The sequence below is a fragment of the Bradyrhizobium sp. F1.13.3 genome, from assembly GCF_040548265.1.
In the GTDB taxonomy this organism is placed as follows: domain Bacteria; phylum Pseudomonadota; class Alphaproteobacteria; order Rhizobiales; family Xanthobacteraceae; genus Bradyrhizobium.
In genome coordinates this window covers 47,675-66,661 of record NZ_JBEPRI010000027.1, presented here as the reverse complement: position 1 = coordinate 66,661, position 18,987 = coordinate 47,675, and the positions used below count along the sequence as shown (strand labels likewise).

General features: G+C 58.3%; 22 protein-coding genes and 2 pseudogenes. 9 read left to right on the top strand and 15 right to left on the bottom strand.

What is annotated here, in order from left to right:
• The first annotated feature begins 1,289 nt into the window (after positions 1-1,289).
• From ABIB66_RS40265 to ABIB66_RS40250, 4 genes and pseudogenes are all read left to right on the top strand, one after another.
• Complete coding sequence (locus ABIB66_RS40265) at positions 1,290-1,838, top strand: IS5 family transposase (RefSeq protein ID WP_354259213.1); 549 nt, start codon at positions 1,290-1,292, stop codon at positions 1,836-1,838.
• A 444-nt stretch (positions 1,839-2,282) separates the two neighbouring features.
• The gene (locus ABIB66_RS40260) at positions 2,283-2,657 is read left to right on the top strand and encodes a DUF4189 domain-containing protein (protein ID WP_354259209.1); all 375 of its coding nucleotides are present in this window, start codon (positions 2,283-2,285) and stop codon (positions 2,655-2,657) included.
• Positions 2,658-2,763: 106 nt separating this feature from the next.
• Positions 2,764-3,250: pseudogene (locus tag ABIB66_RS40255) on the top strand (type IV secretion system protein); the annotation flags it as partial.
• Between the two features lie 488 nt (positions 3,251-3,738).
• Positions 3,739-4,686: a HEPN domain-containing protein gene (locus ABIB66_RS40250; protein ID WP_354259207.1), complete on the top strand. Its 948-nt coding sequence runs from the start codon at positions 3,739-3,741 to the stop codon at positions 4,684-4,686.
• 322 nt (positions 4,687-5,008) lie between these two features.
• Here ABIB66_RS40250 and ABIB66_RS40245 read toward each other — a convergent pair whose 3' ends face one another.
• The 5 genes from ABIB66_RS40245 to ABIB66_RS40225 form a co-directional block, all read right to left on the bottom strand.
• Positions 5,009-6,022, bottom strand: coding sequence for an RES family NAD+ phosphorylase (locus tag ABIB66_RS40245; protein WP_354259204.1), 1,014 nt, complete (start codon positions 6,020-6,022; stop codon positions 5,009-5,011).
• An 8-nt stretch (positions 6,023-6,030) separates the two neighbouring features.
• A complete protein-coding gene (locus ABIB66_RS40240; RefSeq protein ID WP_354259201.1) occupies positions 6,031-6,969 on the bottom strand; it encodes a sce7725 family protein in 939 nt (312 codons plus the stop codon).
• Positions 6,970-6,974: 5 nt separating this feature from the next.
• Positions 6,975-7,829 carry a sce7726 family protein gene (locus tag ABIB66_RS40235; protein ID WP_354259198.1) on the bottom strand — a complete coding sequence of 285 codons (855 nt, stop codon included), beginning with the start codon at positions 7,827-7,829 and terminating at the stop codon, positions 6,975-6,977.
• 633 nt (positions 7,830-8,462) lie between these two features.
• Positions 8,463-8,822: a hypothetical protein gene (locus ABIB66_RS40230; RefSeq protein WP_354259195.1), complete on the bottom strand. Its 360-nt coding sequence runs from the start codon at positions 8,820-8,822 to the stop codon at positions 8,463-8,465.
• The gene (locus ABIB66_RS40225) at positions 8,819-9,139 is read right to left on the bottom strand and encodes a hypothetical protein (protein WP_354259192.1); all 321 of its coding nucleotides are present in this window, start codon (positions 9,137-9,139) and stop codon (positions 8,819-8,821) included. Before ABIB66_RS40225 ends, ABIB66_RS40230 begins: the two co-directional genes overlap by 4 nt.
• Before the next feature lie 286 nt (positions 9,140-9,425).
• Between ABIB66_RS40225 and ABIB66_RS40220 the strand changes: the two genes are divergently transcribed.
• A complete protein-coding gene (locus ABIB66_RS40220; RefSeq protein WP_354259189.1) occupies positions 9,426-9,566 on the top strand; it encodes a hypothetical protein in 141 nt (46 codons plus the stop codon).
• Here the strand turns inward: ABIB66_RS40220 and ABIB66_RS40215 are convergent.
• Positions 9,551-10,066 carry a hypothetical protein gene (locus tag ABIB66_RS40215; RefSeq protein ID WP_354259186.1) on the bottom strand — a complete coding sequence of 172 codons (516 nt, stop codon included), beginning with the start codon at positions 10,064-10,066 and terminating at the stop codon, positions 9,551-9,553. The genes ABIB66_RS40220 and ABIB66_RS40215 overlap by 16 nt on opposite strands.
• Positions 10,067-10,410: 344 nt before the next feature.
• Between ABIB66_RS40215 and ABIB66_RS40210 the strand changes: the two genes are divergently transcribed.
• Entirely contained in the window at positions 10,411-10,590 is a 180-nt protein-coding gene (locus ABIB66_RS40210; RefSeq protein ID WP_354259183.1) for a hypothetical protein, read from the top strand.
• Positions 10,591-10,624: 34 nt separating this feature from the next.
• Here ABIB66_RS40210 and ABIB66_RS40205 read toward each other — a convergent pair whose 3' ends face one another.
• The 9 genes from ABIB66_RS40205 to ABIB66_RS40165 all read right to left on the bottom strand — a co-directional run bounded on the left by ABIB66_RS40205 (position 10,625) and on the right by ABIB66_RS40165 (position 17,432).
• Positions 10,625-11,653, bottom strand: coding sequence for a hypothetical protein (locus ABIB66_RS40205; RefSeq protein WP_354259181.1), 1,029 nt, complete (start codon positions 11,651-11,653; stop codon positions 10,625-10,627).
• Between the two features lie 26 nt (positions 11,654-11,679).
• Complete coding sequence (locus tag ABIB66_RS40200; protein ID WP_354259178.1) at positions 11,680-11,925, bottom strand: hypothetical protein; 246 nt, start codon at positions 11,923-11,925, stop codon at positions 11,680-11,682.
• A 2-nt stretch (positions 11,926-11,927) separates the two neighbouring features.
• Positions 11,928-12,554, bottom strand: coding sequence for a hypothetical protein (locus ABIB66_RS40195; protein ID WP_502918358.1), 627 nt, complete (start codon positions 12,552-12,554; stop codon positions 11,928-11,930).
• A gap of 408 nt (positions 12,555-12,962) precedes the next feature.
• Positions 12,963-13,481 (bottom strand): hypothetical protein, encoded by a 519-nt coding sequence (locus tag ABIB66_RS40190; protein ID WP_354259175.1) that lies wholly within the window; start codon positions 13,479-13,481, stop codon positions 12,963-12,965.
• A gap of 470 nt (positions 13,482-13,951) precedes the next feature.
• Positions 13,952-14,188, bottom strand: a complete 237-nt coding sequence (locus ABIB66_RS40185; protein ID WP_354259172.1) for a helix-turn-helix domain-containing protein — start codon at positions 14,186-14,188, stop codon at positions 13,952-13,954.
• Positions 14,189-15,620: 1,432 nt separating this feature from the next.
• On the bottom strand, positions 15,621-15,833 hold the full coding sequence (locus ABIB66_RS40180) for a hypothetical protein (protein WP_354259169.1): 213 nt from the start codon (positions 15,831-15,833) through the stop codon (positions 15,621-15,623).
• A 27-nt stretch (positions 15,834-15,860) separates the two neighbouring features.
• A complete protein-coding gene (locus tag ABIB66_RS40175) occupies positions 15,861-16,037 on the bottom strand; it encodes a hypothetical protein (protein ID WP_354259166.1) in 177 nt (58 codons plus the stop codon).
• 42 nt (positions 16,038-16,079) lie between these two features.
• On the bottom strand, positions 16,080-16,628 hold the full coding sequence (locus ABIB66_RS40170) for a hypothetical protein (protein WP_354259163.1): 549 nt from the start codon (positions 16,626-16,628) through the stop codon (positions 16,080-16,082).
• Between the two features lie 411 nt (positions 16,629-17,039).
• Positions 17,040-17,432, bottom strand: a complete 393-nt coding sequence (locus tag ABIB66_RS40165; RefSeq protein WP_354259258.1) for an Arm DNA-binding domain-containing protein — start codon at positions 17,430-17,432, stop codon at positions 17,040-17,042.
• 86 nt (positions 17,433-17,518) lie between these two features.
• Here ABIB66_RS40165 and ABIB66_RS43750 point away from each other — a divergent pair.
• The 3 genes and pseudogenes from ABIB66_RS43750 to ABIB66_RS40155 form a co-directional block, all read left to right on the top strand.
• A pseudogene (locus ABIB66_RS43750) lies at positions 17,519-17,866 on the top strand (phage integrase central domain-containing protein); the annotation flags it as partial.
• Positions 17,836-18,627, top strand: coding sequence for a tyrosine-type recombinase/integrase (locus tag ABIB66_RS40160; protein ID WP_354259160.1), 792 nt, complete (start codon positions 17,836-17,838; stop codon positions 18,625-18,627). The pseudogene ABIB66_RS43750 and the gene ABIB66_RS40160, both read left to right, overlap by 31 nt.
• Before the next feature lie 26 nt (positions 18,628-18,653).
• Complete coding sequence (locus ABIB66_RS40155; protein WP_354259157.1) at positions 18,654-18,908, top strand: helix-turn-helix transcriptional regulator; 255 nt, start codon at positions 18,654-18,656, stop codon at positions 18,906-18,908.
• Positions 18,909-18,987 lie beyond the last annotated feature (79 nt).

The following is an 18,987-nucleotide window of genomic DNA, read 5'->3' as shown; positions in this document are numbered from 1 at the left end:
TGAGAGGGGGGCGGCGATCGTTCCTCACAGCGGAATTGCCTGGGTATGTCAACGTTGCTAATTAGGTCAACAATACTGCGGCAGATCAATTAGGACGGGCGAGCCGTGCTCGATCAACCGACGAGGATCTGGTATCGCAAGATTTTCCTTTGTGAGAACTTTCAAAAAGCCGCTTTCCTTCGGAAAATAGGACAAGACGTTTGTTCTTCGCGCGGTAACGCCGTGCACTCGCCGTGGAGGCCGGTTAATGATGCGCGCAAGTGAGGCAGTGCGAGTGTCCCGGCCGATCCAGCGATACTTAATACTGGCGTCTAGTATCATTCTACGAACGTCTTGGTGAGCTGAGGTCGGAGCATTCAAGCATGAAGCGCTTTTCGAGTTGTCTTTCGAACACGCATCGAACGTCCCTTCTCTGTGGCTTGCTTCCATGTTGAAGCTGCGTGACGTGCATGTCGAAAAGCGGGTTTGTCACGCAGATAAAAATGGAGGGAGGACAAATTCGCGTGTAGTTCCGGTTCTTATCACGAAGAGAAAAATCGGCCTGAATAGTTGTCGATGACCATTGATATGGTAATGGGAAGCAGTTGCGTCTTCGCCAAAAACAAGCGCTACAGGCAAATGTGCAAAGCGAAATCGGAAAACATCACGTGGCAAAAGCCGCCAAGCGCAAAGGGTGGCGCACTCAAAGCCCCGCACCCCTGTAGCTAGGGTTCAAAGCTGATGAAGCGATCCGAGGGGTCTCTACGACAGAAAGCACGTACCTTGGGGACTGGCTTGGTCACCAGCGCTGAGATATGTTTCAATTTCGGAAATTGACCGGCTTGATGGTGCCGGCCAGGCGGCTTACGACCGCCGGGCCAGCTGATCGTTTCAGGTCCATGCGTCCGAGGGTCAGCTCGCGCGATGAGCGAGCTGACCGGTCTGCCGATAGACCGGCTCACTTGGCCTAGACCTCATCGATTGTCATGGTTTTTATCAGCGACTGATAAAGCAATTTGAGAATATAGAGTTCCCACCCGGAAATGCGGTCCGCGAGCGTGCCGGCGGATCATCAGCTCGGCCGGCAGACGTCATTCGGCGCTGAGCTGTCTCTCGCCGCTAGGGTCTGTACCTAAATAGCGCCACGTGATTCTCTTGCCTCCGTGTTCTTGGTTCGGGGGCGAGGGAATGCGCGGGTTTGTTTTAGTTGAATGACAGGCAATGGGCTCTTATCGAACCTCATCTGCGGACGGGATTGACGGGGCCGGATCAGGGGCGACGATCGGCGCATCATCAGCGGTATTGTTCACATGCTGCAATCAAGTGCGCGATGGCGTGATTGTCCGCGCGAATACGGTCCTTACACGATGATCTACAATCGCTTCAATCGCTGGGCCAAACGCGAACGATGGTGCGCAATCTTTCAAGCACTGGCCAAACCTGGCAAGGATGCCGTCGTGCGGTCGTTCGACTCGACTTCGATTAAAGCTCATCGGTGTGCCTCCGGCGGAAAAAGGGGAGCACAACCAGGCAATCGGCCGCTCGCGGGGAGGCCGTACGACAAAAATCCATGCGCTGAGCGATCCGCTCTGCCGACCGGTCGTCCTGCATTTGACCCCAGTCAGGATGCCGACATCGCTGCCGCGCCCGATGTTCTGGCGCTCGCGCTTCTCGCAGACAAAGGGTACGACGGGGACAACCTTCGCGCCGAAATCGCTGGTCGCGGTGCCAAGCGCGTCATTCCCAATAAATCCAACCGTGTCGTCATTCATCGTTTCAACAAACGCGCCTACGGAGGCCGAAATGCCATCGAACGCTGCTTTTGCCGGCTCAAGGACTTCCGCCGCATCGCCACATGATACGACAAGCTCGCTCGAATTTCTTGGCCGCTGTTCAGCTCGCCGCTCTCGTCGCATATTGGCTCAATTGAGTCTGTACCCTAGTTTGCTGTGTAAAGCGCGGCGTGGACCGTGAAATCCTCTTGTAGCAGTTGGCGGTAGCCCATCGCAAGTCTCCCAGGGCGCCGCGCGCATTGCCAAAAGGGAATTGCCTTCAACCCGGATCAAGTCCGTGGGGCAGGTCCGGATGCGTCAGCTCCTCGATCCTTGTCCGCTTTCTGACAGCGGTGCACAAAGCTCTGAGATTCAAAACACCGTGCGCCGTTTGCGCATCGCGAACTGTTTCAAAGCACAATCAGACGCTTAGTGCGCGCGAGGAGCGTTGGCACGGCCCTTGCTGTATCTCGCCGTAGGGCAATAGGCGCCAATCGGTGCGATTGCTCAAATCCAAATGGAGAAAAGTGAATGCGTAAACTAATAATCGGCGTCCTCGCGCTGTTCATTTCAAACACTACCGCGTTCGCCGGCTCCGGGGCCATCGCATACTCCAAACCAGATGACGTGGTCGGTGTCTCGCACGGGTGTAGATCACAAGAGCACGCTCAACGGTGGGCCCTGCTCGACTGTCGCCGCGAGGGCGGCTCGGATTGCCAAATCGAAGCTCACGAAAACAACGCTTGCGCCGCCATTGCCATAGGCAATGGACGCGGGCTGGGGCGTGGGTGGTGGTCCCACCCACTTGGTGAATTGGAAGAGGAGCTATCGCAACAAGGCGCGGTGGCCGGATGCAATGAGACAGGCGACGAGGACTGCAAACTGCGGGCCTGGGTTTGCCACTAAGGCCCCTCAGTAAGCCAAGGCCCTAAGGAAGGAGGTCAGGCGAACCCAAATTCGTAGCAGACATATACAGCCGAACTCCGCCACTGAAGAGAGTTCTGTGCGTCGCCTGATCTTCAATAGCTTCGCCGGCCTTGGCCTGAAGGCCGGCGGCTCCTCCATCTCGACAGCCGATTTCCTGCGGCCCGGCCGGCTCGCGCAGGTCGGTCTCGACGCGTGGCACCCACTGCCCGATGATGGGCTTCACCAGCTTCTTTGCGAACTTCGTCCAGGTTGCGGTCCTGATGGTGTCCGGGCTCCTGGTCCTGATCGCTTATTCATTCTGGCGGTGAAGCTATTCGTCACGTTGATCGAGTTCAAGCTGACAACGCTCGCGGGCGTCATCCTCTTTCCTTTTGCCCTCTTCAACACTGCCTTTCTCGCCGAGAAGGTGCTGGGCAATGTCGTCGCCTCCGTGGAGGTGATGGTGCTCGCTGTCATCGTCGGCATCGGCACCGGACTGTCTCGCAGTTCACCACCGCTATGGCGGCTGCCAGCCGATGATCGAGCAGACGCTTTCTGTCGTGCTCGCCGCACTCGCCATGCTCGGCCCCGGCGCCGGGCATCGCCTCAATCGTTGCTGAAGGATGAGTGCGGCGGACCTCGTCTCCTCCAAATCAAGCGTATTTCAACGGGCATTTTCGTGTTTCTCCCGATGGTGCCCCAATGGCTGCCCTATCACCCAACTCAGCCGAGCCCGCTGATGCTGCTAATCGGCGCTCTGGTTGCGGAGACCCGGACACATGCCGGCACTGTCAGGGTGAGGCGCTACGCCTTCAAAATGCCCTGACCAATGTCCGCTGTCGGGGCAAGGCGGAAAACATGTACTCGCATTGAGGTTTTCCGGTTTTAACCCCAAGCCGACCCGGACGAGGTCGAAATCCCGCAGCGCAGCAGGCGCTGACTTGATCCTCGCAAATCCGCTATGCTGTCCGATGCAATTCCGTCAATTGAAACGGCGCGAGGTCACCACGCTGCTCGGCGGCGCGGCAGGTCACGGCGGCGGGGCAGCGTTGATGCCGGTGTCCGGGATCGATCTTGTGTGATGAACAACCCTGTCTCGACTGACGCGGAGGACCAATTGCATATAACGACTGAAGCTCAATTCCTGGCGCTGATGGAGGAAGTGGATCAGTCCCTCAAAGACGATCGCATTCCCATACCATCTAGGCCTTTGTACGCCGTATTACACGTTGCCCGGCTGACCAAGAACGAGAATTGGACGCTATCCGGCAAGGCCGTAGCCGGTGTCTATGAGGGAGCAAGTCTGGATGGACATATAATTCACTGGTTCACTACGCGATATGGCGATCGGTTGAAGGTAGACCGCTCACGCGGCATCTTCCCAATCTTGATTCGAGGGGACTTATATTTGGTTCGTCTTCCCGAGGAAGTAACACTACAAGCAGATCAAATTGTACAAGCATATCCATTCACTGCGCGCGCGGCCGCTCGCTGCGATCCTTTGGATTTCGTGGTCGGATTAGCGGCCGGCCTCCGAAAGGTCCTCACCGATCAAGAGCGCAACTACATTTCGGAAGCCTGCGTCGAAGCGCTGGAACAGCTCGAAGAATGGCTGAAGGCATGGGAGATGATTGCCGGTCGCATGCCAGTAGCCGCTAGCGAGGCGGCACGGCGGGCGAACGGGTGGTTTGCTGATGCCACCCACCTTGATCTTCGATTGAGTGCTACGCTCGCGGCGGAAGGTGAGTATGGTCTTTCGCGGTGGCATTCGCTCCAAGCGTCTGAGAAAGCGATTAAGACTTTCATCTGCCATCGAGGACGCGAACCAAGTAAAATACATGACCTAAATCGGCTTCATTTGGAGGCGCTAGCTTTGGGATTACAGCCTCTTGAGCAGGTGGACATTGATATGGTCCAGTGCGCTCCGGCGGTCCGCTACACCGGTGTCGGCTCCAACCACATTAATGCATACAATGCAAGCTGGGCGGCGCGTTCCATTTGTACGTGCATAGCAATCCAGCTCCCTTAACGCACTTAAGGTGAGACGATCCGAGTGCTTTGCATCCCTTGCAACGTCTCGACCGAGGGTCATAGACTTCGCTGCGATTGCTCACGACCGCTCGTGGCCCTTTTCGGGCATGGCGCGATGTCCGACCGAGTCCGTAATGCGATCAACAGCAGACATGATCTGACTCGTGCCAGTACCCAAACGTTGGTGAAGCATGGCTTGGCGGAACCTTCGTCCGTCACTTTGGAAAGCAAACCGCTGAAATCGATCGGTTATTTTGACCAGTCGGCGCGGTGCCCTAACAGCGGCCCCAGCGCCGCCCAGCGCGTTTGTGCGCGTCCATTTAGCCAGGGCCCACTTCGACGGCCACTCGCTTGACGTTGTAAGTCGACACTGTGCCAGGGACGGCTTTATTGGGATCGAACAGAGCCAAGTTAATGCCATCGCTGACAGAACTGCGATAGACGACTCCATCGCGACCAGCCTTTTTTATGAATTCGCAAAGATACTGGCTTGGGATGTAATCGATAGCGGCCCCTTGAGGCAGAACAGGTCGCGTCAACTCCTCGCCCAACCGCTCCAGAAAAGGAATGTCGGCTCGCAGCTGACCAATTCCACTAGCCTCGGCTAGCAAGAATGGTGAGACCAGCTTGCGCGGGTTTCTCAAGTCGATAGCCTTTAGTTTGGGAAGGGCAAAATCGGCAACGCATGCGACCTCGCCGGTATGTGGGCGCACCTCGGCAACTGCAGTTTCCGGTAATGAGCCAAGATAGAGGTAGGGAATGCCGGGCGGGTTCGCCCGGCCGTGTGTCGCCAGTCGCCTCGGAGGCGCTCCCATTTGATCTATCGTGTAGGCAGTGCCGTCAGCCCGAATGCGCGCTCGATACCACTGCGTCGGCAAGTCATCCGCTGGTAAATAGTCCAACAGATTCTCTAACCGATCCACATCGATTACCTCATTCAAGAACCATCGGTTCTTGTACATCAGCTCGTCGCGAAGTGCCTCCCACCCGACAAGCGCCTCGCTGTGGTAAGTTGTCGAAGGCGAGAACCGTTTTCGAACGATGTCACCATCGTCCAAAATGTCGCTCAGCAATTCCTTCGAGTGAGCGACGTCCAGCCTTGGAAACAACTGCCAGTCATCTTTCATCCACTCGACCAGCGGCTTTCCGCTGCTATCAGGCTCATAAATGCTGATTAGAAGCTCAAAATAGTTTGCAAGTTGCCCCGGCTCGACCAAATCGACGTCGGTGGTGCCACAGTAGGCGCAATTTCCCAGGATGGGTCGAAGCGAGGGAATGATGTCGTTTCGCAGACCACGGTCATCAAAGCAATGGGCGCAGCATCGGGCTGGCATTGGGCGCTTCACTTAAAATAGTCGGCGAGCGTCTCGATGTGGTGCTTCATCGAGAGCCTCTTCACATACCCAAGACCCGGAAAGTGGCCAGCGGCATGGAGTTCGCGAAACTCCGCGATGGCGCTCGACTCGAACAGCTTGGAGTTTCCGGAATCCAGCTTTTTTATCAGCTTGTTGAGCGCCTCAGCAAACTTGCCGGCAGGGTCCGTCGGCGTGTCCCTTGTAGTCGAGACAAAATGATAAATGAACATCACGTCGTCTTGGTCAGGATCGATGAACGTCAGATGGATTGCGACGGCATAAGCCGGGCCACCGCTCTCAGTATAGTCGTCACCAACGATCAGGAAATCCCCGAACCCATCCATGCCTTCTTCTTCGAAGGTTACGTGCAGGTCTGAGAATAGCTCCAATTGCGGATGATCTGCATTCCGGCGGCGGGTGAAGCCGTCCTTCAAGAGAATCCTGGTGCTGCCTTGAAAGTGCTTGCGGTAGAGCCGTCCACAATGCGCCTCAAAGAAAACGTTGCGTGTTCGGGGCAGCACCCTGCCCAGTCGCTCAGCGAGACCCTTCGCGTCGGTGAAGCCAGCGTGGATAAACGTAGTATTCTGGTGCTCATGCTCGGAATAGAGATCGAAGACCTGCCCGATAGGCATGTCCTTCTTGAGCAAGATGCCGGCTGCGATTCTATTTTGATGATTGCTAAAGCCGTTGCGCAACAGCTCGGAAATATTGACGCCGTCCTCGCTATGATCGCCGTGATACGGATTGACGATCACAATCGCGCGTGCGTCGGCATCGCATATCGCCTTAAGAGTACGTTCGAGGTTGCCCAGTGACTCTTTCACGGGCTCAATGATCGGAACGAAGTCACGGGAGGCGAGTAGACTCGCAGTCTCCCGAATGGCAATCAGCTCATTCTGCTTGCCGCGAAAATAGGGATGATACATTTCGGTTAAGCCCACGCCATCGCGGCGCGAAGCGGCGTCTCCACCGCCTGAACGAGACGCTCATGGTCGGCACGCCGCACCGGGATAGATAAGGCCGCAGCGTGCAGCGATGCAGGTAGCCGTTCCACAAGATCAATGAGCGGCGCTAAATCCCGCGTCTGCTTCAACACCTTGACCATTGTAGTCTGCACGTCCCTCGGATCAAGTTGGCGGAAAAGCTCGCGCATCGCGCTGTGCAATTTCGTGTTAGGGAGCTCGGGAATTGCGACCCCAAGTTCTCCAAGCACTGTCTGGGCCTCGGCCGATCTCAGGGATTCGAAAATTGCGACAGGATCGATGTGTCGCGAGCGATCTGCTGCCTCGCGCATAGCTGAAATCTGATAGCGCTTGGACAGCTTCAACACGCCGACGTCTTTGGGCACGATCTGCAAAACCTTCTGCACGTGTCCTTCGGCAGCGATGACATAAATCTTCGCGAAGACCTTCTTGTAATTACTAATCTGGTTGACGAGACGATCCAACGAATCGCGTTCCGATTTGATCTCGTACACGGTGGCGGTACCGTTCAAAATCACCAAATCGGCTTTGCAGGTCCCTGCCCTGAACTCGTTGAGCATACAGGCGGTGTTCAGCGAATGCTTTCCCATAAGCACCTTCTGGGTCAACGCTGCTCGGTAGATGTATTCGTCGCGCAGACCGCTGGTCTTCAGGACCTGGAACGCTGAGTTGAAGGCGTCCGCGACGGTCACCTCGGCCCCGCTAGGCAGTATTTGAGTCTGTCCCAGGAGGCGGGTGAACATGGCGGAGCGGCCTCTCTTCGCCATCTCGCGGAAGACGGCCGAGGAGAAGAGACGCGTCATCGCCGCAAGCTGAGAATTGTCTAGTCCCACTGTCCCACCGGGGCCCGCCCCGCCCTTTTTCCGAGAATCTCTTACCATAATACGCCTAGAAGGAGAACTTCGTCATGGCCCAACTCCGGGCGATACTTAACGGTTCGATGCCCGGGGGTCTAGCGCGGGCCTGGGCGACCTCCTGCGGCCGTTTCGTCCCACCGGCCTTGGACTGCCAGCCCCGGCATGGGCGGTGCCAAAGAAGGCTGCCCTAGCACAGGCTGGTCGCGCCTCGTTTCACGGCGGCTGCGTCGGCGGTGGCGCTGGCGAGCGCGGCGAACTGCGCGAGCGCCGCGCTGGGCGGATCCACCGTCCGCCGCATCTTGACCCCAGGACAATGAAATCAATCAGCAATTCTGACGGGTCGGCACGGGTGCCCTAGCGGCCGCCCCAACGTGGGCAGCGGCCCGCCATAATCGGCCCCATCAGGATGAAGGCCGCCGCTAGCGTCTCCTCTGGATTTCCGTAGATGCGGGGGCTTGTAGGGGGGCTCCGCAACGCCTGGCCCGAAGAAACAATGTGATTCGGCTTCTCGCGCTGATCGCCGCCTCTGGCGTGCCTGCGGGAATTCCAGCGCGGCACCTTGATGGTTCTGGCGCCCCGTCATCCGTGGATCCCCCTGCCTGGCTCGACCGGAGGCACGCCGTCATCGGTCAGCAACCAGGCGTCATAAGCGGCAAGCGCTACATCGTTCTGCGCCTGCGTCTTCGGGAGACCGCCGAGAACTAGCAGTGTTTCTTTCAGCGCTCGCGCAGCGGCGGCCGCCCGCTCGGCGAATGCTTCAAGCTCTTCGCCAGGATCGGGAAACCATTCGTGAGCCCCGGCAACCGCCCATAACGGGACGCCCGGAGGCAGCCCGCCGTACACCACCACGACCTTCAGCGGCGCACCTGGGCGTAAGGGCTGCTCCGCGTTCAAGCGTCTCTCCAATGCTTCGAGACGGCGTGATAGTTCATTGCTCATTTGAAGCGCTCCTCTAACGCGTGCAGCCGGACTTCAACATCTTGGGTTTCGATCGCGCGACGCGCAGTTTCGATAACGGCGGCGATCTCGACAGCCTCAGCCGGAGAGAGCTGACCAGCCGCCATGGCAGCAGTGACAGTCGCCAGCGCGCCGACAACATCGGTCGCGGTTTTGATCGGCGGCAGCGGGAACGGTGCGGCGCGACCTTTGCGCGGCGGTTCGATCCTGTCGACAATCAGCTTTTGCGAGGCTCGATCTCCTCGCTTGGCTTGTTTGATAATCTTCTCGACGATGGCCGCGCGATCGTCCTCCGACATGCTCCCAATCAAGAGCGTGGCACGGTTGCGGTGCCGGCTTGCGGCCTGACGGGTTTTCGGACGTCCCCTTCTGGAATTTGCCGCCGCCTGCTTTTGACCTGTTATTTGCAGGTGCTGCTGTCACGTGGAAGCCCCCAAACAAGACCATCAACGGCGAATCCGCCGCCGATGACCAGCGCGCTTTCGTTACCCCGCGACGTGCACCGCGACCTGCACCGCGCCAAACGAGCGCGGAAAGCATGTCGCCAGTCACGTCCCTTTAGTTGCGCGTGCCGATGAAGGCAACGTGTCGAACAGGGCGCGAAAGCTGCTTGAAGACGGCGCCAGTGCCGTGGAAGGACTTGACCAGGTGACCTCCCGGCATTTGCTGCGTAATTTCGCGATGCTGGAACTCCGGCAGACCTACCGGGTTCATGCCGGCCTGTAGCGCGTCAGCACGGATTTCCGCCAGGACGTTCTCGAAAGCCTTGCCGTCCGCAGCGATGATCCCGAGTTCGACGCCCTTCCACTTGGGAGAAAACTTCTGCATGCCGCGATGCTGGCGAATTTGTAGGCCACGATGTCTTCACCGGCCATCGGCGGCTCAGCTCTTTCATTGTGCGTACGCATCACCGCGTCTGCCTTTGCCTGCACATCGGCGAACGCGTTCAGATCGGCCTGCGGGCGCGGCACCTTCTTCCGCAGGTCAGCGACCTCCCGGCACAAAACGGAAAACTCAGCGGAGCCCACGCCGTCGGCTGCAACGCGTTCGGCCATTGTCCCGTCGATGCCCCGATCGCGCTCGCCGGCAGTTTCAGATTTCCTGCTCGCCTTGACATCTTCGGCGATTGCATCGCATCGCTTGCTGATCGCATCGACGCTCCCGGTGATGCCGGTGCGCAATTCGTCCAGCGCATCCATGAAGGCTTTCAACTGTTCGGGATCCATGTTCAGTAATCCCCTGAGAGGTTTGTGGCTGTGGTACGCGGTCCCTGTGTCGGCGACCATAATAGCTCGTGCGCAAATTGCCTATAAAAACAGGGGTCCTTGTTACCCTGCGGGTAACAACGCACGCGTGTTTGAATTTGATTTCGTCGCGCGCGTGTTGCATGGTGCGCGTGCTGTGATCTCCTCCTAGATGTGGCAGCGCCCTGTGACCCGGCCGCCGCGATTGTCCTTCGCTGGCGGCCGGGTTTGTTTTGAGGCTGGCACGGATGTACTGTCGGCCACGATTGCGGCCTCCGGCGTTGTGCAATTCGTCGGAGGCCGTTTTCAAAAACGGAGCACGCGCGATGTCGACGAAGCAGCAGAGCGGCGATAAGCGCGAAGTCCGGCTTGCCGACAGGCGCCGGCTCGAAGCGGTAGGGCGGCATCAGGAACGGTTGTCGATGCAGGCCCGCCGCAATGGCGACGTTGACGCGCTGGCGCGACACTCGGCCGCCGCGATGGCTGTGAGGCTTCGGCAGCGTTAAGAGCCGGACCGTCGTTGCCCTGGTCCTGCAATCTTCATGGCGACGCTGTCGACGTGGTCCCCTGCACATTCGTCGCGATCGCGTTGAACTCGGTGACCCAGCTATAGGCGTCGTGCTGGCGGAAGTTGCCGTAATGGTGGACGGACGTGACGAGGAACGTACCTTGTTGCGCGGCCTTCTGCTTAATCAGCGAACCCTGTGCCTGCGCAGTATTTGCAATCAACGTCTTCGGCATCTGTACTTCGTCATTGAGCGCAATGTCGGCGCGCATCGCGCATTTGAACGCGATCGTCAGCGGCCCGATCCATGTCGGCTGTCCGATCAAGTCGACGAACGCGACCTGCTGCACCGTGGTGCTCGGCTGCGCGGCCAACCCTGTCAGACCGGGAGCGCGTGGCGCCGTCGTATTCGGCTTGTCGTAGACGTTGATCGTGTTGCCATCGAACGCGATATTGACGCCCTGATAGTCCGGCCTGTTGATGATCGACTTGCTGGCCGACAGCAAATAATCGGCCCTAGCCTTCGGGGGTGCGACGTGCGGCTGATCTTCCGGCGCAACCAAGTTGTCGTTGAGGTTCACGTTCATGATCATGCCGGGATAGCCCACGCTAAACATCGAGTTGATCGCTTCCGAAAGGGGCCGCCCCTTCCTCCAATTCAGCGACAGAGTTTTCGGTGGCGCGTTGACGTGCGCCCCCGCTGCAGGCGGCGGACCGGCTACGGTGATCAGGTCGAGCGACATATCGGTGCCCTGCCAGTTGCCGAAGCACTGGAAAATGTAGCCTTGCACGAGCAGTCCGGCTTGCTTGGGATTGGCCAGCGGTAAGCCCTTCTGAAAACCGCCGTACACCTTGATCGTTTTGAAGGCGAGGTCCTTTGCCTGACTGATCATCGACAGCGGAATGCCCCACACCTTCACGAAGGCGCCGGCATTGCCCGGGGTGTGGAACGCAGCAACGGGAATATCCAGCTCTACCTGCAGCGCGCCGCGGAGGTTTTGGCCATTGAGGAAGGACGTGAAGACGGTGGAGCCGCCGTCAATTTCAATTCGGTAGTAGCGCATGGTCTACTGTTCTCCTGTTGGCTTCGTCATTGGATCGTCTCCCTCACGGCAACCATGCAGCCCTTTGCAATGAGCCGAGAGAGCGCGCCGTAGAAGCGTTCATCCGACCAGCTTCCGGGGGGCATGTCGCGGCGCATTTCGTCCCCGCGCAACTCAAATACGCTCTCGCCGTGATCGAAGTGGCACAGCTCCAAGAGCACAAAGGCGTCGGGGTCTCGCAAGCGCAGCTCTTCGGTGAGGAACGTGGCATCGGGGGTGATCTTCATTCGCATGATCAAGCTCCCTGCATCGGGTGATGGCTGATCGCGGGCACGCGCTGCGCCAGCAGCGAGACGGCGGAGTCGTCGTCCTCCAGATAGCTCTCGAAGTACATCAGGAAGTCACCGAGGGCTGGCATGTCATGTGCCGGGGTCTGGCGGAGAAACTTCCAGGCGAAGTCAACGATGTCGTCGGCCGCATGCCCCTTGCTAAGCAACGCGTACCAATGGGTCAGCTCGTCCTCGCCCCAGATGGTCTGCCATCCATCCAGCCGCGTAATCTCGTTCCATGCACAGGCCGCTTCCGCCGGGCTTTGCCGGTAAGTTCCAGGACGTCGCTCCCGATCGCTCGGCTCCACAGCGCGAGCTGTGTGAGGACTGTTATCTTTCTTGGTTGAATCGGTACTTGGTAAAAGATCAGTACTTAGTAGCGACCTGTTTTCAGGCGACGGTGTTTCAGGCAGCGGTGCTTCAGGGGCCGGAGCGTCGGGCAGAGCGAGAACGTCGTAGCCGGCCGCGCTCCATCGTCCTGCAATGCGCTCTTGAACCTTCCGGATGTACCCGGCCGCGATCAATTCATTAATGGCGTTGCGAACGCGGTCCCTGCCGGCCTTGAAGCGCCGCGCAAGTTCCGTCTGCCTCACGGTCCAGTCGGACGGCTTGCTGCGCAGATAGGTGAAGATGGCAAGCGCCTCGAAACTCAGGCGCCCGTCGTTGAAGCAGACGTTGTCGATAATTGTGAAGTTTGCGGTGTGGGTGTGGGGCTGCGATTGAGACTTTTTGATCCTCGACTTGTTGATCGAGGAACGATCACAGAGCGCGCTTGCCTTTCACCATCGCTTGGTGCAATGATTCGGCGTGTGCGAGGTGCGGCCTGTAACCGTTCCTCATTTACTTCGCGCCCGCCAAGTCTGTGAACCTTGGCGGGCGTTTTCTTTTTGCGGCATCAGATCGCCACGATCAAGATGAAGCAAAGTGCTTGTTAGTTGCTGCTTTCATCATGAAGCAAAGTTCTTGTTACCGACATCACGCGCCGCGCGTTGCTCATGGTTTCACTTGATGATGCCGCGCCAATAGCGCTCCTCCGCGCGCGCTCGCTCCTCGTCGAACCTCACGCGCTCGATGGCGATCCGCTCGCGCGCCGCGGCGTCGTGGATGCCGTCGGGCTTCGCTGGGATCCGCACCACCTCCGGCGCGATCGGAGCGATGGGCGCCGCACGCGCGGCCGGCGCGACGGCAACCTGCTTCGCCTTCGCGACTGCGGGACTATGAACACGCGGGGGCCGCGCTGCGAGCACGGCAACCGGCTTCGCTTTCACCGCTACGTGAACATCAACGCGCGGCGGCAATCGTTCGAGGACGGCGGCAGCGGTGGCGTCGACGGGCCCGATGGCCTCTCCTTGCATGAGCCAGCGCAGCATATCCGCGCTTCGCAAGGTGGTGTGGGTGCACCAGGCGCCGTCGACCAGTTGATCGACGCACCACGTTCGGCTGCGCCTGGTGACGCCGTCCGACAGCAGCATGACGCGCCAGCGCCCGTTTAGCTGCGCCACCATTTCAGATTCGCTCATGGCCCTCGGCACCGCCGTTTCTGGGTCGCCGATGTGCGGGCGGAGCGGGTCTCCGCCACAAGGCCCGCCAAATCCCGCGAAAAGTCGCATGTCTGCCGAGCCTGCCCCAATACCTGCCCCAACATCGAGTGCCCGCTTCCTCAATTTATGGAATCCGGAACGCGTCGATGCTGTCTGCCGTCAGATCTTCGATATGGGCGGCCGGACCGTGGATTCTTGTATTCGAAGATCAACGCGCTCCGGCAGCGCATCCAGGATTTTCGCAGCGGGCGCGTCGATGCGCCCGGCATGAACACGCGCGAGAGCGCGGAGCGCTCCCGAAGTGCGGACAGCGGCACGGTCGTGCCAGGGCATCGTCGACGAGGTGCTGAAGATGCCAGGCCCGGCGACGCCACGTGTCGGAGTTGGAAACGAGAACGATGCGCTAATGCTCATTAAGCTGCGCGATCAGATTGCTACTGGTCACGATTTCAAGGGCGCTTGGTCGAAGGAATGATGACCTTCTCCGTTGGAAGGCTTTCCAGCCACTGCTGAAGGTCGTCGCGCAGTATCAGGTTTTTTGCGCCGTTCTTGCGCGCGCGCAGGGCACCTGACTGGATTGCTTCATAAAGCTTGGTGCGCCCGACACCTGCAACCTTGCAGGCTGCGGGGACCGAGAACGCCATCTGCGCTGCTGGCAGCGGCGCTACGGGCTGTGGTTCTTGCATGACGTTGCCTTCCGACCCGGTCAAACCCGAATCATGGACGGCAAAGCACTTTCTGGACGGATACGAACTAACCCAAAGACCAACCCGCAAGCTAGTCTGTAACAAGCTCACAATCCCGTGGGCGGTAACAAGCCGTAGCCGCAGCGCCCCTCACCGCCGCCGGCCTCGTCGCTCTCGCGAGGCTTCACTTCTGGCTTCGTCGGCGGCTTATGCTCATAGCGTCACACCGGACGGTTCGCGTCAGGCCACTGACATTGGTCCGGTGCACGCACAGTGGCTCAATGAACTCTGATTACAAGCGGCAGGCGGAGTTCAGCAGCACGTTCCGCCTGATCTCTCGCGCGGAACTCCTTTCCTTCCGCTCAAAGTCGTCCAGCTCTTTCTGAGCCGCTTCCAGCGAGCGAGTGCGGGATGTTAAAGTTGTGTGCTCGGTCATAGAGTTCCCCATTGCGGGCGATCTTTACGACAATGCCGGGCTAGCTGGGAGGGTTCGGCAGCATAGATTGCAAATTTATGACGTTCGTCGGCGCGGCTCAGAAATAGGCGCGGTGCCATGGAGCTGAAGGATAGCGCGGCTTCACCGCCGCGGCTCATACAGGTGGCAGTCGTTTTGGCGTCAACCAGTAGGCCACCAGCATCAGTGCCAGGATGGCAACGTACCTAGCTTGAGATGGAAGAACGATCTGTTTCCGTCGCATAGCCACAGAACGGCTGGTACGCGCGGTCGTTCCAAAACGAAAGAGCGCTCGTCCGGCGCAAACGCCGATCACAGATCCAGGCAGATCCACTCCCTCAGGATATCGGCTCACCCCCTTCAGGAGCGCGCATCGATGTATCAGGAGCGCTTTTCGGTGCGAGATCGCGAGACTCGTGTGCTGAGCGGTGCGGACGGAGCCTTCTTCTGATTGAGTGCCAGTCTTAGTCTTTTCCTCAGACGAAGGATTTCTGCATATTCCCGTGCGATCTTTGGATCGATGCGGAGTGTTTCTAGTCGCTGCTCGTGCAGTTTCAATAATGCCGCAACATACGAATTTTGAATTGGCGGGATACGCATGGAAAACCCTTCAAGGAAGGAAATGCGCAAAAAAGGTCGCTCTGAAACTTGTTTCAATGCCAAAACTTGGAAGGTGACCTGCGCTAACTTCCAAGTAGCCTGTCGAACCACCCGGCAGACCAAAAGAGCCGGCCCGCTCCCCGCACAGCTTGGCCATCTAGGCCGAGACAGCGGGGAGCTGGCGCGCCGATCCCCCGTCGTTGGACCATGCTAAAAATGTGCCATGACAGGCCTATGAAGGGGGCTTGCGTTCAATGAACACTGGCCTCAGCAGAGGGCAGCCGCAGTTCCGCAGCGCGTTCCACCTGCGGAACTCCTTTTCTTCACTCCCTCAGGGGCACACACCGGAGCGCCCCGTCCTGCGGCGGGGTACGGCTCCTACGACGCGTTCACGGTAACGAGATTCTCCTTCAGGAAGCTCGCAATGCGCTGGGCCTCCTCGTAGGAGGTTCCGGGGCGAAGATCGAAGCCGACGGTTTTCTCGAAGAGCGCGAGATTGTCCCCGTCGAAGTTCTCCATGATGATCCACGCTTGGCCGTTGGCAAATTCGCCAACCCGGAAATGTGGTCTCGCCCGCTTCGTTGTAGCCATCAATGCCGCCCTTTATGTTTTGCGTGCTTACACCTGGTGGTCGTCCTTAACTGCTGCGACCGCCGCGTCAAACGAAGGAAGTGGCACCATGCGACCGGAGATTCCTCCGCTGGCATATTTGACGTGTGCGGTCCATTTGCCTGCGCTTAGCTTGAAGATGATCTCGTCGCCGTCGCTCAGCTTGGTGTTCTGTTTCTCGGTCATAATTCTCTCCCGACTTCTCCGCGTTCTCGATTCACAGGCCGGTCAACGTTGGACAGGCCGCACATATGATTGCAGATTGTCCTCAGCGGCGCGGATCTCTCGATCAAGATCCTCTTCGTTCAACCCGATTTCTTGCTGCCAACTCCCTTCCGATTGCTGGCGGATGAGGATCACTCTTGCTTCCCGAAAAACGGTCGGCGCCAGCAGAAAGCACCGGACGTCACGACGTCCGTCCTGAATCCGTCGCCGCAGTCGGTGGGTGCCATCGATCAGGTGAACGCCGTCGTCTGCGAGGATAAAAAGGACCGGCTCATCCCGGCGGGAGACGGTCATCGCGTCGACCAGCGATTGGTCGAACTCGTAAGACGCAATGTTCTGCTTTAGCCTATCATCGATGGCAGTAATTTGCGGAGCGCCGCCTTCGCGCTCGATTTCGTCCCAACATTTGGAAATATTGATCATACCCCAGCGTTCGTGGATATGGCATTCGTCGCCTGGCATCGTGCCGAGGAAGGCGCATCGACCAGTCGGAGAATCGAAATAGTAGCCGCGATTTCCCTCGACCGGTTTGTAGCCGGGGAGCGCTGCCAAGTCTGCTTTCGAAAGGGCTCTTCGCCGCATGTTTGATGGCACCGTCAGGTTGATTCGCGAAAGATGAGGATGCCACTGTCGAAAGCTGGCAGCGTTGATTTACCTGCACGACGTGAAAAAAAGTCTGCGCCATCGCGAACCCAGGCTCATGCCCCTGTGCTAGACTGGCGCTAGGGCAGACTTTCTGATTTCGCGACAATAACGAGTAATTACAAGGGATTATGAGTTTTTTCTGGCGGAAAGGGGGGCCGTAACTTCGCGGCGTCACGAGCGCTCACCAACGTTCTAGACCGCCGCTATCGCTTTGACTATCCACAAGTTTAGCCGATCAAGAGCAATCAGGAACAGTCGGGATCTAAATGCGGTGGTGAGATCGATTTGGTGAGTGACTAGCGTGGCGACTAACCATTTTCAGGACGCCAGCGAATGCATACCACCACGATGCTTCGCATTCTTCCAGCCATCCTTGTGATGCGAGATGTAATCGCGCGCGACTTGTTCAAATGTTTCGGTGTCTACGCGGTTGGCCGTGGCAATCACCTTTCCCGTAATAGCGTCCCGTTCGGCCAATGGGTCACGTCCGGCCTTGATTTGCTTTTGTAGGTCCGCCGCCCGCGCTTCGATAGCTTTCAACATGGCGGTGTCAATCGGCTCGTATGTCTCCAACGTCATCAATCGGCGCTGCCCGGCCTTCGTGGAGTATCGGAGCGCCCAAAAGGCTGATCCGCTCTTGGCGATCACGAGATATAGGCCTCGCTCGTGCGTCCACATTCCCGGCTTGGCGGCTTTGACGAGACTTTCTATTGTGCGGGGGGAAAGGCCCCGCCGTCCGGATTGAGGACGGGCCGGGCTCTTGGCGGCTCTTACGATAGTAGTCGCGTCAGCAATGGGAAAACACCCTTACCACCTACGTCTATCCAATCATCTGGAATAAGCAGCCACACGAGATTACGACCGATGACGTACTGAAGGTCTTGCAGCAAACTCATGAGCCCGCCGAAAAGAAAGGAACGCTCTGGACCAATGCACGCGAAACAGCGTCGCGCACCCGTATGAGAATTGAGACCGTCATCGGCGCTGCGAAGGCGAAAGGCATAACCAATCCTGAGACGCGCGAAATTTGGATGAACCATCACAACCCGGCGCAATGGAAAGATCACCTTGAACATTGGTTGAACGGCAAGCATCGAGGGGCCATTTCGACGCGATGGATTGGAAGGACGTTCCCGCATTCGTGATCGAACTACGGGAGAAACCCGATTACAGCGCAAAGGCGTTGATGCTCACAATTCTCTGTGCGACGCGCACGAATGAAACGCTGAATGAGGAGCGGAATGAATTTGATCTAGATAATGCCACATGGACAATCCCGAAGGAACGCATGAAAGCCGGGGTTGAACACCGCGTCCCTTTGTCGGATGCCGCTGTTCACCTATTACGGACGCTGCCAACGATCGACGGCAATCCATACGTCTTCCCGGGCGTGAAACGCGAACGCCCGTTGAGCGATATGGCGATGCTCGAGATGCTGCGTGGAATGCGCGAAGGCTTCACAGTACATGGCTTTAGATCATCGTTCCAAGATTGGGCGGAAGATACAACTATGCATCTGGACGTGGTCACCGATATGGCACTCGCACACACCATCAAGAACAAGACCAAGCGAGCATACCGACGTGGTGATGCATTCGATCGCCGCCGCGATCTAATGCAACAATGGTGCGACTATTTGTTCAGCGCCACGCAGAGCCTATCGGCAAAAATGGGCTCGCCTGATTGCCTGATCACCGCAACCCATCGTCAGCATCTAAGCCCGGCCGTCGCGCCGGGCTTTCTTTTAGTAGATAAACGTTCCGCCGATCGGACGGACCGCGTGTGCGCTCCAACTCACTTGTGGAAAGCTTTGGATGCTTCCGTGCAGAAACGTGCAGAACTGTGCAGTGCGGGTTTTCAAAGCCTTGCGCGCGCGCCGCAACGCGGTGAACGTTGTTGCGCATAAGAAACCGCCATTAAGGATCAAGAGCCATGTCGCTTCACTTCCTGCGCGCCGTGCCTGTGCGTTCGATTGTCTTGGCTGCCTACGCCAACACGGTGCCGTCGCTTCTCACACCCGCCCAAGTCTGTGAGCGGCTCTCGATCGGTGATGCAACGCTGCGACGATACGCCAAGAACAATCCGCACTTTCCGCGCAAGGTGAAGCTTGGGCCGCGCCGCGTTGCCTACGTTGCCACCGAAATCGAAAACTACATCGAGGCAATGAAAGAGCCAATTCCGGTGTAATTGCGGCGACGGCCGCTCGGATAATGTCTTAGCAGACATCGATCCTGTATTATTAACGCGAATCAGACGCCCCCCACCC